The sequence below is a fragment of the Microcoleus sp. B5-D4 genome (assembly GCF_036705145.1).
Taxonomy (GTDB): Bacteria; Cyanobacteriota; Cyanobacteriia; order Cyanobacteriales; family Microcoleaceae; genus Microcoleus.
The window spans coordinates 16868-33952 of record NZ_JAUBTV010000014.1 but is presented as its reverse complement, the minus strand read 5'-3'; the positions used below and the strand labels follow the sequence as shown (position 1 = coordinate 33952).

The 17085-nt window shown below is 44.6% G+C and carries 10 protein-coding genes; 4 read left to right on the top strand and 6 right to left on the bottom strand.

Features of this window, described 5'->3' with window-relative positions; all coding sequences use genetic code 11:
* Nucleotides 1-107: 107 nt before the first annotated feature.
* A complete protein-coding gene (locus tag QUB10_RS09465) occupies nucleotides 108-935 on the top strand; it encodes a YwqG family protein (RefSeq protein WP_333201521.1) in 828 nt (275 codons plus the stop codon).
* A 190-nt stretch (nucleotides 936-1125) separates the two neighbouring features.
* Here QUB10_RS09465 and QUB10_RS09460 read toward each other — a convergent pair whose 3' ends face one another.
* A complete protein-coding gene (locus QUB10_RS09460) occupies nucleotides 1126-1647 on the bottom strand; it encodes a L,D-transpeptidase (protein WP_333201519.1) in 522 nt (173 codons plus the stop codon).
* 94 nt (nucleotides 1648-1741) lie between these two features.
* Nucleotides 1742-2380: a bifunctional 4-hydroxy-2-oxoglutarate aldolase/2-dehydro-3-deoxy-phosphogluconate aldolase gene (locus QUB10_RS09455; RefSeq protein WP_333201517.1), complete on the bottom strand. Its 639-nt coding sequence runs from the start codon at nucleotides 2378-2380 to the stop codon at nucleotides 1742-1744.
* A 111-nt stretch (nucleotides 2381-2491) separates the two neighbouring features.
* Here QUB10_RS09455 and QUB10_RS09450 point away from each other — a divergent pair, with 111 nt between their 5' ends.
* Nucleotides 2492-2638 (top strand): hypothetical protein, encoded by a 147-nt coding sequence (locus tag QUB10_RS09450; RefSeq protein ID WP_333201515.1) that lies wholly within the window; start codon nucleotides 2492-2494, stop codon nucleotides 2636-2638.
* A gap of 459 nt (nucleotides 2639-3097) precedes the next feature.
* Here the strand turns inward: QUB10_RS09450 and ftsH3 are convergent, their stop codons facing one another.
* Nucleotides 3098-4936, bottom strand: a complete 1839-nt coding sequence (gene ftsH3, locus QUB10_RS09445) for an ATP-dependent zinc metalloprotease FtsH3 (protein WP_006633639.1) — start codon at nucleotides 4934-4936, stop codon at nucleotides 3098-3100.
* A 580-nt stretch (nucleotides 4937-5516) separates the two neighbouring features.
* Here ftsH3 and QUB10_RS09440 point away from each other — a divergent pair.
* Nucleotides 5517-12950 (top strand): glycosyltransferase, encoded by a 7434-nt coding sequence (locus QUB10_RS09440; protein ID WP_333201513.1) that lies wholly within the window; start codon nucleotides 5517-5519, stop codon nucleotides 12948-12950.
* A gap of 136 nt (nucleotides 12951-13086) precedes the next feature.
* Here the strand turns inward: QUB10_RS09440 and QUB10_RS09435 are convergent, their stop codons facing one another.
* From QUB10_RS09435 to QUB10_RS09425, 3 genes are all read right to left on the bottom strand, one after another.
* On the bottom strand, nucleotides 13087-13284 hold the full coding sequence (locus tag QUB10_RS09435; RefSeq protein ID WP_006633633.1) for a hypothetical protein: 198 nt from the start codon (nucleotides 13282-13284) through the stop codon (nucleotides 13087-13089).
* Nucleotides 13285-13402: 118 nt separating this feature from the next.
* Nucleotides 13403-14296 (bottom strand): CNNM domain-containing protein, encoded by an 894-nt coding sequence (locus QUB10_RS09430; RefSeq protein WP_333201511.1) that lies wholly within the window; start codon nucleotides 14294-14296, stop codon nucleotides 13403-13405.
* A 522-nt stretch (nucleotides 14297-14818) separates the two neighbouring features.
* Nucleotides 14819-15904 (bottom strand): hypothetical protein, encoded by a 1086-nt coding sequence (locus tag QUB10_RS09425; protein ID WP_333201510.1) that lies wholly within the window; start codon nucleotides 15902-15904, stop codon nucleotides 14819-14821.
* Between the two features lie 114 nt (nucleotides 15905-16018).
* Between QUB10_RS09425 and QUB10_RS09420 the strand changes: the two genes are divergently transcribed.
* Entirely contained in the window at nucleotides 16019-16936 is a 918-nt protein-coding gene (locus QUB10_RS09420) for a YihY/virulence factor BrkB family protein (RefSeq protein WP_333152587.1), read from the top strand.
* Nucleotides 16937-17085 lie beyond the last annotated feature (149 nt).

Genomic DNA, 17085 nt, shown 5'->3' with positions numbered 1-17085 from the left:
TCAGAAACCGGGTTTTTTAGGAAAATCATTCGTTGCAGCCCGCCGATTAAGTGAAAAACCCGGTTTCTTTGATGGAGTGTGTCCAAGACTAAAATTATTAAAAGCAGATGAACTACAAACTAGAATGTCCACTCTCTCCAGAACTAGAAAAGTATCGCGACAGAATCGAAGCTACCATTAAACCTTACATCGAAATTCAAACCCAGAATAATGATGACGTTAATTGGTGGCAGAGTAAATTTGGGGGATTGCCCTATTTACCTAAAGGCTTTGAATATCCCAAAACTTGTGACGGTAAATATTTATTTTTGCTAGCGCAACTCAACTTTGATGAAATACCGCCTTTAGATGGTTTTCCCGATCGGGGTATCTTACAGTTCTATATAGCTGACGATGACCTATATGGTTTAGATTTCGGCAATTACGCCAATGTAGATAATCCCGCAGTCGAGCAAAAAATCAAAATAATCTATTTTCCTCAGCCAGACTTCCAAGTTGAAAATATCATTACCAATTATGATTTTTTGCCAGAACCCGAATACTTTCCTGTTGATGGCTGTTGCAGCTTGCAGTTTACTAAAAAATATGCGCCGATTAGTACCAGTGACTACCAATTTACAGAAATTTTAGGCGCGGAAATTGAAGAGTTATTTATGAGCTCTGAAATAGAGGATGAGTACCTAGACATATGGCCTTCCTTTGGTCATAAAATAGGTGGTTATCCTGATTTTACACAAACCGACGTAAGAAAATATAGGAGTAACTCCACTCAAAAACAAAAGCCAGACATTCTTCTATTCCAAATGGATACCGATTGCAATGAGACAGTAGATATCATGTGGGGAGACGGTGGTATAGGTAATTTTTTTATTGATGAATCAGCACTCCGGGAATTAGAGTTTAGTAAGGTTTTCTACAATTGGGATTGTGGTTGAAGGCAGCAGTTAAGCAAGTACGCGTAAAAAACCAGTCCTAGACGCACTACGACCAAAGAAACCGGGTTTTTTACTCAATCTAAGGGCTGTACCAAAGTATTTCCCAAAAAAACCCGGTTTCTGACCATCGGTGCATAAGTTCTAATAATGTTCGACTATGCCCCATGCCCGATGCCCAATTCCCAATTCCCTAAACCTGAGATTTGTGCACAACCACAGGTGTTCCCACCGAGGCCCATTCAAATAGCCATTTAGCGTGATTGACAGCTACATTTGTGCAGCCGTGAGTAACGGGATTGCCAAACAAATTGTGCCAGTAAGCGCCGTGAATTGCCATGCCTCCGTCGTAATACATTGTATAGGGAACGTCGGGTACGTCGTAGTCCGGCCCAGTCATTCTAGTAACGCGGTGTTTGGTTTCAACGGCAAAGGTTCCCGTGCGGGTGGGAGTCGATGATTTGCCGCTGGAAATAATCACCGCGTAAACAGGTGTATTTCCTTCCCAAGCTATTAATCTTTGTCTTGACAAATCTATTTCAATCCAGCGTTCGCTGGATTGCTGCAACAGCATAATTTTATTGGCAATTATGTTGTGCTGTTCGCTGGCAAATGCGGTCATTGAACCGCCGCAGAATGTAGCAAAAGTGAGGGCGCAGCCGGCACAGAAAGTTCCAGCGCGACGGAAGTAAGTTGAGTTAATAATCCTGTTCATTTCTCACACCTCGTACTATTTTAGATTTTAGATTTTAGATTGGCTTGTCCTATTTTAGATTGTAGATTTGAAAAGTTGGATTGGGAAACAGGGCTTAACAAGTTCTTAAATTTTGGGCGAGAGTTTGGGCAATTTGGACGATCGCGCGCCAATCGCGATTTTCCACTAAGTGTTTAGGAAATAAGTCTCCGGCTAAACCAACGGCGATCGCCCCGGCGTCAATAAATACTTTCGCATTTTCCAGCGTCACCCCGCCAGTGGGAATTAAAGGAATGTGTCCCAGGGGGCCTTGCAGGCTTTTCAGGTAAGCCGCGCCTCCCAAAGCCGATATCGGAAATACTTTAACGCAGGTAGCGCCTGCTTGCCACGCGGTTACAATTTCCGTGGGAGAAAAAGCACCGGGGACGATCGGCACTCCGGCGTCAACTGCTGTTTTAATCATAGTTAAATCGGTGTGCGGTGTAAATAGAAATTGAGCGCCGCAGTCGATTGCTTGTTGCAACTCTTCTAAGTTTAATAAAGTGCCGGTGCCAATACTAAAAGTAGGGAATTTAGACCGGAGTTCGGCAATTAATTCAGCGGCTTTGTGGGTGTTCCAAGTAATTTCAATAAACTGGATTCCTCCGGCTGCTACCGATGATGCCATCTGCCAAGCAAGTTCCTTTTCTGAGGAACGGATGACTGCGATCGCCCGGTGTTTTTTTAGTTGTGTCAACCAAGATTGATGATTCATGCAATTTTAGATTTTAGATTTTAGATTTTAGATTTGGGAAGGCTCCCAAATTGTAAACTCATATCATTGTGAGTCGCCTATAATTTTAATACAGCTTACTAACTTCGATATATGGCAATTTACAATATGCACGGCGTTCAAATTTTAACTGACAAGTTAGGTAAAAAACTGCTGCAATTGTTGACCTCAAAGAACACAGAGATTTTTGGGCGGACGTGCTGGCTGAAGGTGGCGAACCGATCGACTTTCAGTTCTTAGTTGACTCTCAAGGCTAAAAAGTCGCGGTGCTGCTTGACTTCGAGTACCCAGGCGAACTTTGGGAGGATGTTTACGACTGTGTGATTATTGAATCTCGAAAAGATGAACCAAGAGTTCCCTGGGAAGAATTTAAGCGCTAGCTGCTGGAAAAAGGTATGCTGAATGTCTGATATCATGTCCGATCGATTGACCATAATATCCCGGCCGGGCGGGTTTTTGAGATTGTCAATTATTGGCCGATATTATTGGTGAACCCGCCCCTACCTGATTTCGGGCGAAGCGACCGGACATAATATCATTCTTTAGATTTAATCTAAAATCCAAAATTTAAAATCTAAAATCGATCGATCGCACTCATAAAAAAATCGGGGCGATTCCAGACAATCCCAGAATCACCCCAATTATTGATTTCAAACTTTAGATTTAATCTAAAATCCAAAATCCAAAATCCAAAATTGATTAGGCGATCGTCGCCATTTTCACATCGCTATTAGCTAACAAATTTTGCAATTCATCCGCATCCACAGTTTCCTTTTCAACTAGCATATCTGCCAAAGCATTAAGGACATGGCGGTTGCCAACGAGTACATCTTTAGCGCGACGGTAAGCTTGTTCTACCAACAAACGCACTTCATCGTCGATCGTCGCTGCGGTTTCTTCCGAGAAATCCCGTTCAGCCATGATATCGCGACCCATGAACATATTGCCTTGTTGGCGACCGAGAGCTACAGGGCCTAGCCGATCGCTCATTCCGAAGCGAGTCACCATTTGGCGCGCTACTCTTGCCACTTGCTGCAAGTCGTTCGACGCCCCAGTCGTTACTTCTTCTTCGCCGAAGACAATTTCTTCAGCAATGCGGCCGCCCAAAGCTACCGCCATTTGATTTTGCAAGTAAGACCGAGAATACAAGCCAGAATCCATCCGATCTTCGCTGGGTGTGAACCAAGTCAAACCGCCAGCGCGGCCGCGGGGGATAATGCTAATTTTCTGCACGGGGTCATAATCGGGCATCAGCGCGCCGACTAAAGCGTGACCGGCTTCGTGGTAAGCTACCAAAGTTTTGCGCTTTTCGCTCATCACGCGGTCTTTCTTTTCTGGGCCAGCGAGCACGCGGTCGATCGCGTCGTTGACTTCATCCATTGAGACTTCGGTCAAGTTGCGACGGGCGGCTAAAATTGCTGCTTCGTTGAGTAGGTTGGACAAATCCGCACCGGTGAAACCGGGTGTCCGGCGGGCGATTTTTTCCAAGTCCACGTCTTTTGACAAAGTTTTGCCGCGGGCGTGAACGTTGAGAATTTCTAGGCGGCCTCCGAAGTCGGGGCGATCCACTACAACTTGGCGATCGAAGCGACCCGGACGCAGCAGCGCCGCATCGAGTACATCGGGGCGGTTCGTGGCAGCAATCAGAATGATGCCAGTATTGCCCTCAAAGCCGTCCATTTCTGTCAGCAACTGGTTCAGGGTTTGTTCCCGTTCGTCGTTACCACCGCCCAAACCAGCGCCCCGCTGGCGACCTACGGCGTCAATTTCATCGATAAATACGATACAAGGAGCGTTCGATTTAGCTTGTTCAAACAAGTCGCGGACGCGGGAAGCACCGACACCCACAAACATTTCCACAAATTCTGAGCCGGAAATCGAGAAGAAGGGAACGCCTGCTTCTCCAGCAACTGCTTTTGCGAGCAGGGTTTTGCCAGTTCCGGGAGGGCCCACCAGCAGTACGCCTTTGGGGATTTTTGCTCCGACTGCGGTGAACCGGTCTGCATTTTTCAGGAAGTCCACGACTTCTGCGAGCTCTAGCTTGGCTTGTTCGATGCCGGCCACGTCGCCGAAAGTCACCTGAGTTTGTGGCTCCATTTGGACTCTAGCTTTGGATTTGCCGAAGTTCATGGCTTGGTTGCCGGGCCCGTTTTGCGCGCGCCGCACCAGGAAAAACAGTCCCACCAAGAGCAAGATCGGGAAGAACAGGCTGCTGAGGGCTTTTACCCAGAAGCCTTCGTCGCTTTGGGGCAGAACTGAAATATCTACGTTATTTTTGGTCAGGATGTTGATCAGTTCTGGGTCGTTTGGCAGGTTAACGAGTACCTTGTTGCCGTCCTGGGCTGTGACCAGGGCTTTGCTGCGATCGGAACTGATATTTATTTTGTCTACTCTCTTGCCTTCGACTTCCTGAATGAATTGACTGTACTTCCAAACTTCGCGGCTTGGGGGCTGTTTGTCAAAAAAAGCCGTTGCTAAGGCAATGACTACAATAGCCAGCAGTGCGTACAGGCCAGCGTTTCTCCACCGTTTATTCACCGAGGTCGATCCTCCTAATTTTTAGTCCCTGTGATTTGGGAATTTTTATTTATGTTCATCAATCTTAACGTAATTGTAACTTGTTTTTGTGTGGTGAGGAATCCCGGCCATGCTGCGGCGGTCTCAGGTGAGGTCGTGGAATTGACCTCGTGGGCTGTAACCAGTACACTCTAAAATGGAATTTGTCAATGTCTAGATGAGTAAGGGCGATCGGGTTAATCCCTTTTTCGGTTAAACTCATATCTTGCACCATTATCAAGAACAGGCCGGAGATCCCGTTCCACAAGAGATAAATTTTTTTGTGGAACAGGCCGGAGAGCCTGTTCATAAAAAGCTGATTGAGCATGATGCAACATCTCAGTTAAATAGTCCTGGACGCAGAAACCGATTTTTTTAACGGAAATACTGCATTTGAGTCTTTAGCAGTTGTAAACAATCCGATTTATTTGGTATTTATGCGTAAGTTATATTAGACTGTTAAAGTGAAGCTGGACTGACCTATCAACCAAGTTTATTTGCCAAAAAGAGTTATTTAATAATTTTAACAACAGAGGTATCTATGCCAAGTCTTTCAGTTTGTATGATTGTACAAAACGCCGAAAAAACTCTCGCGATCGCCTTGACATCCTTGGCAAATGCTTATGATGAACTCATTATCGTTGATGGTGGTAGTACGGATAAGACTTGTGAAATAGCCGCTCAATATGGAGCAAGAATTATTCACTCTCCGTGGCAAGGGAATCACTCTCAACAGCGAAATATTTACCTACAAGAAGTTAAAACAGACTGGGTATTTGTAATTGATTCCGATGAATTTATAGATCAAAAAACTTTAGACTTCCTACAGCAGTTAAAATTAAATGGGAGTACCGCAAAAACAGATAACTTTTGGATTACTCGTAAATGGATTAGCCCCTTTAGCAAAAATCATTATGTATCAAGCCCTCCCCATTATCCTGACTGGCAGCGCCGGATATTTAGATATAACCAGTCTCTAACTTATAGCGGTCAGATTCACGAAATCATTCACGGGCTCACGAAACCGGGCGAAACATTGTTAGACTTATGCGTGTATCATTTAGACTTATTAATTAAAAGTGAATCGCAGAGGCAAGAAAAGGTTCGCATCTATAGCTCAGTAAATGAGAAAGATGGAATGCCCCATTTTTATTTGCCAGATATTAGGCAGCTAACTATAGACCGATGGAATCATCAATCTCTCCTTTCTCAAGTTAAGAATTTACTATATCATATGCCCCTGAAATGCAAAGTTTGCGAAGCCGATTCCCATCATTTTGCCCAGGGTAAAGTTCTGGGAAAATATGATGTAGATTATTTTCAATGTTCAAACTGCGGATTTATTCAAACTGAGGAACCCTACTGGTTAGACGAAGCTTATTCTCAGCCAATAGCTAGCAGTGATGTAGGCTTAGCGTTCAGAAATTTGTCATTTTCACAAATAACCAAAAATTTATTATTTAACTTCTTTAATCATCAAGCAAGATTTCTCGACTACGGCGGTGGCTATGGTCTATTTGTCAGGCTGATGAGAGATGCGGGATTTGACTTTTACTGGCTAGACAAGTTTTGTCAAAATATATTTGCTCAAGGATTTGAGATTGATGCAGCCGCAAATAACCAATTTGAATTAGTCACGGCATTTGAAGTATTTGAGCATCTGGTTCACCCCATAGATGAGCTGGAAGAATTGTTAAAGATTTCCCGAAATATTTTACTGAGTACAGAATTGCTGCCACAAAGCAATCCTAAACCTAATGAATGGTGGTACTATGTGCTTCACGAAGGTCAGCACGTTTCTCTTTATACAGCTAAATCTCTTTCAATCCTTGCTGCCAAGTTTAATCTCAACTTCTACTCAAATGGTTCGTCTCTTCATTTACTAACAGAAAAACACTTGCCGGAAGATTTATTTGAGCAATTGGCAAAAGGAGAATTAGCGGCGGTTAATAAGGAGTCGTTTTTACCGAAAGACTTCTTAAAAGCTTCTAGAAAAATTACTAATATTCAACAAGAAGCAAAGATACCGCCTTCTGAAATAGAAGAGGATGGTGACTCGCGAAGCGGGTTAACAATACTGGTTGATGGTGTATTTTTTCAACATAATAATACAGGCATTGCTCGCGTTTGGAAATCCCTCTGGCAAGAATGGGCTAATACGAACTTTGCTCAAAATATTATCATTTTAGATCGAAACGGAACTGCCCCAAAATTTCCCGGTATCCGTTATCGAACTATTCCCCTTTACGATTATGGTAATACCGATCGCGATCGCGCTATGCTCCAACAAATCTGCGATGAAGAAAAAGCCGATTTATTTATTTCTACTTATTATACAACGCCTTTGTCAACGCGATCGGTATTCATGGCCTACGACATGATCCCAGAGTTGATGGGACAAAATATTGGTCATTCCGAGTGGAGAGAAAAGCATTGCGGTATCCGCCACGCCTCTGCTTACATCACCATTTCCGAAAATACAGCCCGCGATTTAATTAAGGTTTTTCCGCAGATTTCTTCAAATTCTATCGCTGTAGCGCACTGTGGCATTGATGCCAATTTTTCGCCAGCCGATAGAGAAGAAGTTTCAGGCTTTAAGTCAAAATACAGCATTACCAAGCCCTATTTTCTTTTGGTAGGCGAAAGAGTAGGCTGGCATGGTTACAAGAACGGAATATTATTCTTCAAAGCCTTTTCTCAACTTACCAACAAGTTTGACTTTGATATAGTCTGTGCAGGTGGCAAACCTATATTAGAACCAGAGTTGAAATTGTACTGTTCTGGGAATACTGTCCACACGCTGCAACTAAGCGACAGCGAACTGAGATCTGCTTATTCTGGTGCTTCAGTGTTAGTTTATCCGTCGAAATATGAAGGCTTTGGGTTGCCAGTCCTTGAGGCAATGGCTTGCGGTTGTCCAGTCATCACCTGTCCAAACGGTTCGATTCCTGAAGTAGCAGGACAAGCAGCGGTTTATGTAAACGGGGATGATGTTATTGGGCTTGTCAATGCTTTGCGGGAAATACAGCAGCCCGCTGTCCGCAACTCATTAATTGCGGCGGGTTTAGAGCAAGCTAAGAAGTTTTCTTGGTCGAAAATGGCTGCAATTGTTAGCTCAGCTTTGGTTCAAGTAGCTGAGCACGCACATTCGGAGAATGCTTCCGTTCAACAGCCAACTGATGCAGCCTTGCAGGGGGAATTAGGGAATGGTGAGAACTCGCAGCCTCTCCCCTCCGCTTTTAAAGTATCTGCGATCGTTTCTACTTACAATTCGGAAAATTTTATCCGCGGCTGCTTGCAAGACTTGGTAGAGCAAACTCTGTACAAACAAGGTCAACTCGAAATCATAGTGATTGACAGCGGTTCCCAAGAAAATGAACAGTCTGTTGTGCGGGAATTTCAAGCGAAATATCCGAATATTGTGTACGATCGCACTTCTGAGCGCGAAACACTATATGCAGCCTGGAATCGAGGCATTAAGATGTCGCGCGGAGCTTACATGACTAATGCTAATACCGATGACAGACACCGCCCCGATGCCCTAGAATTCATGGCGAAATACTTGGACGAAAAAGCCGAAGTAAGTCTGCTTTATGCTGACCAATTAATCACCAGCACAGCTAACGATACTTTTGCAAAAACCCAAGCAGAAAAGCGCTGGAAGTGGCCAGCATTTGACTACAGCGAACTCGAACGGCGCTGCATTATTGGCCCTCAGCCGATGTGGAGAAAATCGCTGCACGAAAAACACGGCTATTTCCGAAGCGAATTTACGGCGGCTGGCGATTACGAATTTTGGCTGCGGATTGGCAAAACCGAAAATATTGTGCACCTGCCAGAAATTCTCGGCTTGTACTACGAAAATCAACAAGGTTTGCAACATTCATCGCCAATATCGTACCAAGAAACTCGGCAAATATGGGATGAATATGGAATCACTCGCCGAGGTGTAAAACCAGCCACTACATTACCTGTTTCACTCTCTCCATCACAGCTAAATGCCATGCCCTACCGCACCTCCGCAGAAACACTCGTCAGCGTAATCATTCCCTGCTACAATCACGCAACTTTACTCAGAGAAGCTGTTGAAAGTGTTGTCAGTCAAACTTATCCAAACTGGGAGTGCATAATTGTCAATGATGGCAGCACTGATGATACCCGTAACTTCGCCAATTATTTAATTAAACTGTATCCTCAAAAATCGCTTCGCCTCATAGATAAACCCAACACGGGACCCGCTGATTCGAGAAATGTTGGCGTTCAGCACTCATCAGGAAAGTTTATTTTATTCCTAGATGCTGATGATAAACTTCATCCCAAATTTCTAGAGGAGTGCGTGGAAATTTTATTAGCCAAACCCAAGGTTGGTTTTGTCTATACAGATGTGCAGCACTTCGGAGTAAACTGCGATTTAGTTGTTCACGGTGACTTTGATGCCAATCGGTTTTTGAGAGACAATCAAGCCCCTGCTACTTCCCTATTTAGAAGGGAGATTTACGAGCAAGTAGGTGGCTTGAAAAAAGTGATGAAGCTGGGATGCGAAGATTGGGAATTTTGGGTGTCTGCCTATGAAAAAGGCTGGTTAGGCGATCGATTACCTAAGCCTTATCTCTATTACAGGCAGCACGGCGACGGCTCTAGCAGAACCCAAAAAATGGCTGGCGATCGCCCAAAATTAGAATTAATGAGAGCCACAATTATTCACCTCCACTCTCAACTTTACAAACCCGAAGAAGTGCGTTGGTCACAGCAGATTTTGCAGCAACACGGCAATTTAATTGCTAACGAATTAGTTGAATTAAACAAACCCGAACAATTTTTAACTTTGCTGTCCCAATATGTGGGAGAGTATCAAAAAGACCAAGCTAATGAAGTAAACCTCGCTAACCTCCGCCAATCCCGGCAGCAACTTGCCAATTATTGGCTGAATCTGCCTGCTGAACAACTGGCAAATGCCTATGGCGGTGATGCAGGTAAGGCGCAGCAGCTACTGCTCAACAGTAACATCAAAGATGAAGCGGTGACAGATGCCGAAAAGACTGTTATCGATCGACTAGCGGCACATCTCTCCCAGGGAGTTAAAAATCCCAAAGATATTAACTACCTACTAGCAGCCTCTCTCTATCGTCGTGCTGACCAGTTACTGCTGAACTATGAAAAGGCAGCTATACCTAATTGGTTTGTCAACGACTATCTCAAATTTATGTTTGCTGCGCCTACTCTCTTTCAAGAAATAGGAGAAGCTGACAATTATTGCCGGTATGTGCAGGGATGGGTCAGTTATTTGCATAGCAATATATTCAAGAACCCAAACTCAAAAGTCTGGCAGGACATCGCTTGGTTTTTTACCCAAAGTGCTAACTTTATTCCTCTGTACTTCAATAGTAAAAATCTCAAGGATATATACACAAAGCGGGCAGATATTATTGAATATGCCATGAAAAATCGTGGCGCTGCGATTGATTGCATTTTTCCGGCTAGACCTGCAAACAGGCAGAAAATTCGCCTCGGTGTCCTGACTAAACATTTTGGGGCGATGACGGAAACTTTCGCCACGTTACCCGCTTTTGAATATCTGAATAGAGAGCAATTTGAAATTTTTTTATACGCTCTCAATCTCGACGGGAATAAACTCGAACAGTATTGTCAGAGTCGCGCTGACAGACTTGTTAAACTGTCTAATGACTTGCCAAGTCAAGTTCAGACAATCCGCGCTGATGACTTAGATATTCTGCTGATTGCTACCAATATTACTGCGGTTACTCATCCGATTAGTTTACTAGCATTGCATCGATTGGCGCGGGTACAAACTACCTGTTTTAATTCTCCCATTACCACAGGAATGCGACACATTGACTATTACATTGCTGGTAAGTTGATGGAACCTGCAACTGAAGGACAAGAGCATTATCGCGAGGAATTAGCAACTATTGACGGGCCTGGGTGCTGTTTTAGCTATACCCTCGAACCTTACACTCCTAACGTTAATTTCACCCCAAATAGTATCGGCATTTCCGAGGAATCGGTTGTCTTTATTTCGAGTGCAAATTTGTATAAGCTAGTGCCGGAGTTAAGGGAAACATGGGCAAAAATTATGGCGGCTGTTCCTAATTCTGTGCTGTTTTTAATGCCCTTCGGCCCTAGCTGGACTAATCATTATCCTGGGGGGGCTTTTGTGAATAATATGAAAGCCGTTTTTGCTAAGTATGGCATTGAGAGTAATCGTTTGCGGGTGTTGAAGAGTTTTCCTAACCGTGCGGATGTTAAAGAAGTTTTGAAGTTGGGAGATGTTTATTTGGATTCCTATCCCTATGCGGGGACTACTTCGCTTGTAGATCCGTTAGAGGTGGGGATCCCAACTGTGGTTAGGGATGGTGATACTTTGCGATCGAGAATGGGGGCCGCTGTGTTACGATCGCTCTCTATGCCGGATTTAATTGCCAATAGCGAAGCATCTTACATTCAGCTAGCCGTTACCCTCGGCACTAACCCGCAATTGCGGCAGCAAAAACGGCAGGAAATTCAGCAAAAAATGCAAGCTAATCCGGCTTGTTTTGACAGTGTGGCATATTCTGGGGCGATCGGCAAATTATTCCAAGAACTCTTTGGCAACTGGCAAACCAGCCACCTGGAAGCATCGCGCAACTTACAGGATAGCATTCCCAAGCAGCCAGATTTTGACGAGATTCTCTCGAACAACGTCCAGCTTTACCAACGAAACTCCTCAAACATCTCAGCCATATCCGAACTGCGTCAAATCCGCAAACAAATCGCTGATTTTTGGCTGAACGTTCCCACCGAAAATCTCGAAACCGCCTACAGAAGTGCGCCCGGTAACAGCTATCAAATCCTGCTCAAGAGCGGCTTTCAACGTCAAGCGATGATAGAAAGCGAACAAATATTTTTGCAGCAATTAACCCAGATTAGCAAAGGATTAGTGCATCCCAAAGCTGTCAACGCCTTGCTCGCGGCGATGCTGTATTTCCCAGCGGAAACCATGCGAATTCCCGACGCTCGCAACCGTTTGCCGCACTGGTTAATTGGGGATTACGAACAAGTTTTTGAGACAGAATCTGCCGTCAATTCTGAGTCAACTTCTGACTTGCTAGCTAAATACATTCAATCGCCACAATTTGCGAATCAACTGTTAGGATGCGTCAATCTTTACCGCATCGATCCGTCAGACGAATCGGTTGTTTTGGAACTCCGCCAAATCCGAAAACAAATGGCTGATTTTTGGCTGAGTGTTCCTTCAGAAAAACTGGCAACTTTTTATCAAGGAGAGGTTCGCAAGGGATATCAAGCAATACTTAGCTGCGGCTTGCAAGCAGAATCCATGACTGAAGCCGAACAGCAGTTTTTGCAGAAATTGACCGACATTAGTAAAGGGTTGGTGCATCCTCAAGCTATCAATGCTCTGCTGGGTGCGATGCTGTATTTTGTGCCGGGAAAAATGCGGGTTCCCGATGCTCGCACCCGCTTGCCGCAGTGGTTGCTTGAAGATTACGAAAAGGTGTTTGAAAGCGCATTTGCGACAACAGAACCAACACTTGTCAAACAAGATTATCTGCCGCAGTTTCTCAATCAATTAACTGCTGCCGTCAATCTTTATGAAATCGACCCGACGGCTGAATTGGTAATAGCAGATTTGCGGCATATTCGCAAGCAAATTGCCGATTTGTGGCTGAGCGTTGCCGGCGAACAAGTAGAAGTTTTGTACCGGAGCGATTTTGGTAAGGGTTACAAAGCAATGCTGGGCAGCGGGTTTATTAACGAGCCGCTGCATGAGAGCGATCGCGAGTTTTTTAAATCGTTGGTTGTTGAGTTGAGTAAAGGGTTTGGAGCGCCTAAAGCTGTAAATAATTTGTTGGCGGCGATGCTGTATTGTCGCCCTGGACAGTTGCGGGTTCAGGATGCGAATACTTGTTTGCCTCCGTGGTTGTTGGAGGATTACGAGCAGTTGGTTGGGGGTGCGGTTAAGGTGGCTGTGAAGTAAACGAAGGTAATTTGTTATCGGCTCAATAATTCGGGGCGGACTACCCACTCAGGAGCGATTTTGCGTCATTTGATGTGCATCCTTGAGCGATTTACCCCGGATTATTGAGCGGATACTAACCAAAATTATGTCATTTTTAGAGTAGCTGGGCATAAACATCATCCTCAGTATTGTCCCAAACTGTATCTAGTGATGTTTGACTGGCTTGAAGCCAAAACTCAGCTTCTTCATCAGGTAAAACTGTTACTAATACTTTTGCCCCTTCGGGTAATTCGGATAACTCCAGCAGTTCTATTTTCCCTTGTCGAACAGTAGCCCAAAGTGTTTTTAGCATATCCACCTCCTAAACTGTGCTTTATGCAATTTGCAGATTTCTGGTACATTGTCGCACTGAGCGACTAATTACAACCTAACACAGATAGATCGAGGAAGTATTTAAGCCTGATTTAGGATTAATTCAATACGAGTTCTGGATGTTGCGGCTCAAATAAGGGGCGAGTTACCTGACGCACTAGCACTGTTTCTAAACTGCCTTCTACTACATTTTCTGCTTCTATTTCCAACTCGCCCCACAATAGCCGATCGCCTGGAGTGGGCATTTTACCTAAATTGTGGATCACGAATCCGGCGATGGTTTGGTAAGCTTGGTTAGTTGGCAGGTTTAACCCGAGTTTTTCGTTAACTGCTGTCACTTCCCATAGACCAGAAATTAGTGCTGAATGAGCATCTTTTTGAACGAAAGTTGCCTGGGAAGGTGACATCAGCGGTTGAGACTCTTTACTGGTAATCCAACCGGTCAGCAGCCGCACGGTACCGTTGAGAATTGCTAGCAGCGGCCACAGTAATTTTGAGCAAAGTTCGAGGGCTGGCATCAGCAGCAAAGCGGTGCGTTCTGGGGCGTGGGTTGCTAATACTTTGGGGATTAGTTCTCCTAAGACTATTTCTACGTAAGTTACTAAGATAAAAGCTGCGGGAACTGCGATCGAATGAGCAGTCAGCACGGCCGACAAATGACCGATCGGCAATTTGTCGATCCACGGTTCGATCCAGTGTACAGTCGCTCCCTCACCCAACCAACCCAACAGCAAACTCCCTGCTGTTGTGCCAGTTTGAGTCACAGACAGGTAATGCGGTATGTTGTTTTGAGCTTGGTGGACGAGTTGGGCGGTTTTGGCGGTTGGGCGATCGTCCAAGTGGGCAAGTTGGCGGATTTGATGGCGATCGGCTGATACTAATGCTAGTTCTGACGCCACAAAAAAGGCTATTAAAAGTGTTAAGCCCACCAACATTGCTAATCTCAGCGTTGTTTGAGCGACTTCTATTTCCAGGCAAGTAAGGTTGTTCAAGATAGATATCTAATATGATAGATGTTTTAAGTTAATTATTTTATTTTAGCTGGGGATTGAGATAGATCGATCGCCAGACATTGTGGATCTCCGCACTACCCGTATTCGTAGGTGCGGCTGCACCTTACCCGTAGAACTTGTAAACTCTTTCTCTTCTCTTCCTTCGCGCCCTAGCGCTTACGCGCCGCTTCGCTAACGCACCTCGAAGCGGTTCGTTTTAACTGAGATATTGCACCATTCTCAATTACTTTTTTAGGAACAGGCCGAAAAGCCTGTTCCACAAGAAGACTCATTCTTTGTGGAACGGGCCGGAGAGCCCGTTCTTGACAATGGTGCAAGATATCAGTTTTAACTGAGATATTGCACCATTCTCAATTATTTGTTTAGGAACAGGCTTTTCGGCCTGTTCCACAAGAAAATTCATCTCTTGTGGAACAGGCCGAAAAGCCTGTTCTTGACAAGGGTGCAAGATGTGAGTTAAAAGAAAGAATCTAATTCACCAAACCGGAACTCATTGCTGTATCAACTCTCCCTTACTCCCCGGAGCGAGTTAATTTCCGTAAAAGTCTGCACCGGATCGGACTTCAACCCGCCTTGAATGTAATTCAACTTCACTTCTTCTAACAAATCCGACAGCAGCGACTGCAATTCCCCGATAGTTTTCTCATCTTGCAATTCCCGCCGCAAACTTTGATTAAATTCTTGGCTGAAATTATCGAGAATTTTTCTACCTTTATCGTCTTCATAAGTAGTAGATACCACATCAACAGCAGTTTGAGCCAAATAATTCGCTACCTGTTCCGTCATCTCAGTAGGCAAAATGTTAATCGGAGAGAAATTTTGCAGCATTTGATAAAAATCCGACTGTTTGATTGTTGTTTCCAAATTGTGGTGCAGCAATTCTTCCAAATCCGGTTGCACCTGCGGCAAAACTTTGTAAATTGTCAGATCCAAAATCCGCTTGGTAATTTGTTCGATCGTATTTTCCTGATTGACGTGAAGGTACGGCTGCTGCGCCAGCAACATCTGCGCGGCGTCGCCCTGTTTGATCGAACTTTTAGCTTGATTGATAAACCGCACCATCATGTATTCCGACATGGTATGGGCTAAATAAGCCACCGGTTCATAGGTAACTTGAGCAACTACGCGATCGAGATTCACCAAACCCGACTTGTGCAGCCGCACCAATACCGGCAGAATGCGGCACTCCTGCCAAATCGGGATCACCAGAAACACCTCGTACCAGCGCCTCAGCAGAAAATCAAACCAAGTTACCCCCGGTTTACGGCGGGTGTGGAACAGACTTTTAATCAAAAATTCCGCCCCAAAAAAACCGATAAAAAACGTATCAATTCGCCAAAACTTGTCAGCGCTTTTCAAATATTCGGGATTTGCTAAACTCGAATCAATGCCTTTAATCGGGTCATAAATTTTAACTAAACCCGGAAAAAAGCTCTGATAAACAGGGCGCAACTGAAGGTAACTGAAATGGAAAAGCACCAGCAAGAAATTAACCAGCGCTACTAAGGCGCTCAATTTAGCCCAAGAAATTGTTTTTTTGGACGATTTTACATGGGTGCTGTTAACAGTTCTGTTGGAATCTAACATAAAAGTAATTTTCCGAGTTTGCTAATCGATAAATCTATCTTGTGGCCGACGCTAAAAAAACCCTAACCTATTAAAATCCCTTGGTGAACGCTAAGTATAAGGAAACCAAAAGCCGTGAAATTAAAAACAGTCATATCGCTGCTCAAACAAACTTTTACTGAATGGCAAGAAGATAAAGCGCCCACCTTAGCCGCGGCCCTAGCCTATTACACAGTCTTCTCCCTCGCCCCGCTGCTAATTATCGTAATTGCGATCGTCGGTGTAGTCTTTGGTGCAGAGGCAGCCGAAGGTCAAATCGTCGCCCAACTCCAAAGTTTAATCGGCAAAGATGGCGCCCAAACCGTCCAAGAGCTCATCCTCAAAGCCTCCGAACCAAAGTCGGGAATGATTGCTACTATAGTCGGCATCGCTACACTTTTGTGGGGCGCTTCCAACGTGTTTACTAATCTCAAAGAAGCCCTCAATACTATTTGGAATGTTTCACCGCCCCCCGGAAGAGGAATCTGGGGATTTCTGCAAGACCGCGTATTGTCTTTTGCCATGATTTTAGGCATAGGCTTTCTACTGCTAGTATCTTTAGTAATTAGTGCCATTTTAGCCGCCGTCAGCTATTGGTTGAACGGCTTGCTGCAATTACCAGTCGGCATTTGGCAGATTGTGGACTTTGCTCTCTCCTTTGGCGTAGTTACGCTGCTTTTTGCCTTAATTTACAAACTTTTGCCCGATGTCCATCTTGCCTGGAATGATGTTTGGATCGGCGCCGCCATCACCTCAGTCCTGTTTACGATCGGCAAATCCATAATTGGAGTTTACCTCGGAGGTAGCGGTATCGCCTCTACCTACGGTGCTGCGGGCTCGTTCGTGATTATCCTGCTTTGGATTAATTATTCCGCTCAAATTCTCTTCTTAGGTGCCGAGTTTACCCAAGTTTGGACTAACCGATACGGTTCCAGAATGCCCGGTTCGCGAAACAATATCCTAAACAGTGAAAACGGGGAATCCTCCGCACGCAAACCTCGGAAGAACTCTTAACATTACACAAACGGGAAATTTGAGGTTAAACCAGAATCCCTAGTTTGAGATAAGAAGCAAGAAGCAGAAGGCAGAAGGAAGAGGGAAAAAGGCAGAAGGCGGAAGGCGGAAAGAAAGAAAAATTTTGAATGCAATAATTTTGCTTTTTT

What these genes read in the sequence shown, in the direction of transcription:
- QUB10_RS09455 (WP_333201517.1), bottom strand. Translation starts at nt 2,380, where the DNA reads ATGAATCATCAATCTTGGTTGACACAACTAAAAAAACACCGGGCGATC.
- QUB10_RS09465 (WP_333201521.1), top strand. Translation starts at nt 108, where the DNA reads ATGAACTACAAACTAGAATGTCCACTCTCTCCAGAACTAGAAAAGTAT.
- QUB10_RS09460 (WP_333201519.1), bottom strand. Translation starts at nt 1,647, where the DNA reads ATGAACAGGATTATTAACTCAACTTACTTCCGTCGCGCTGGAACTTTC.
- QUB10_RS09425 (WP_333201510.1), bottom strand. Translation starts at nt 15,904, where the DNA reads ATGTTAGATTCCAACAGAACTGTTAACAGCACCCATGTAAAATCGTCC.
- QUB10_RS09450 (WP_333201515.1), top strand. Translation starts at nt 2,492, where the DNA reads ATGGCAATTTACAATATGCACGGCGTTCAAATTTTAACTGACAAGTTA.
- QUB10_RS09440 (WP_333201513.1), top strand. Translation starts at nt 5,517, where the DNA reads ATGATTGTACAAAACGCCGAAAAAACTCTCGCGATCGCCTTGACATCC.
- QUB10_RS09435 (WP_006633633.1), bottom strand. Translation starts at nt 13,284, where the DNA reads ATGCTAAAAACACTTTGGGCTACTGTTCGACAAGGGAAAATAGAACTG.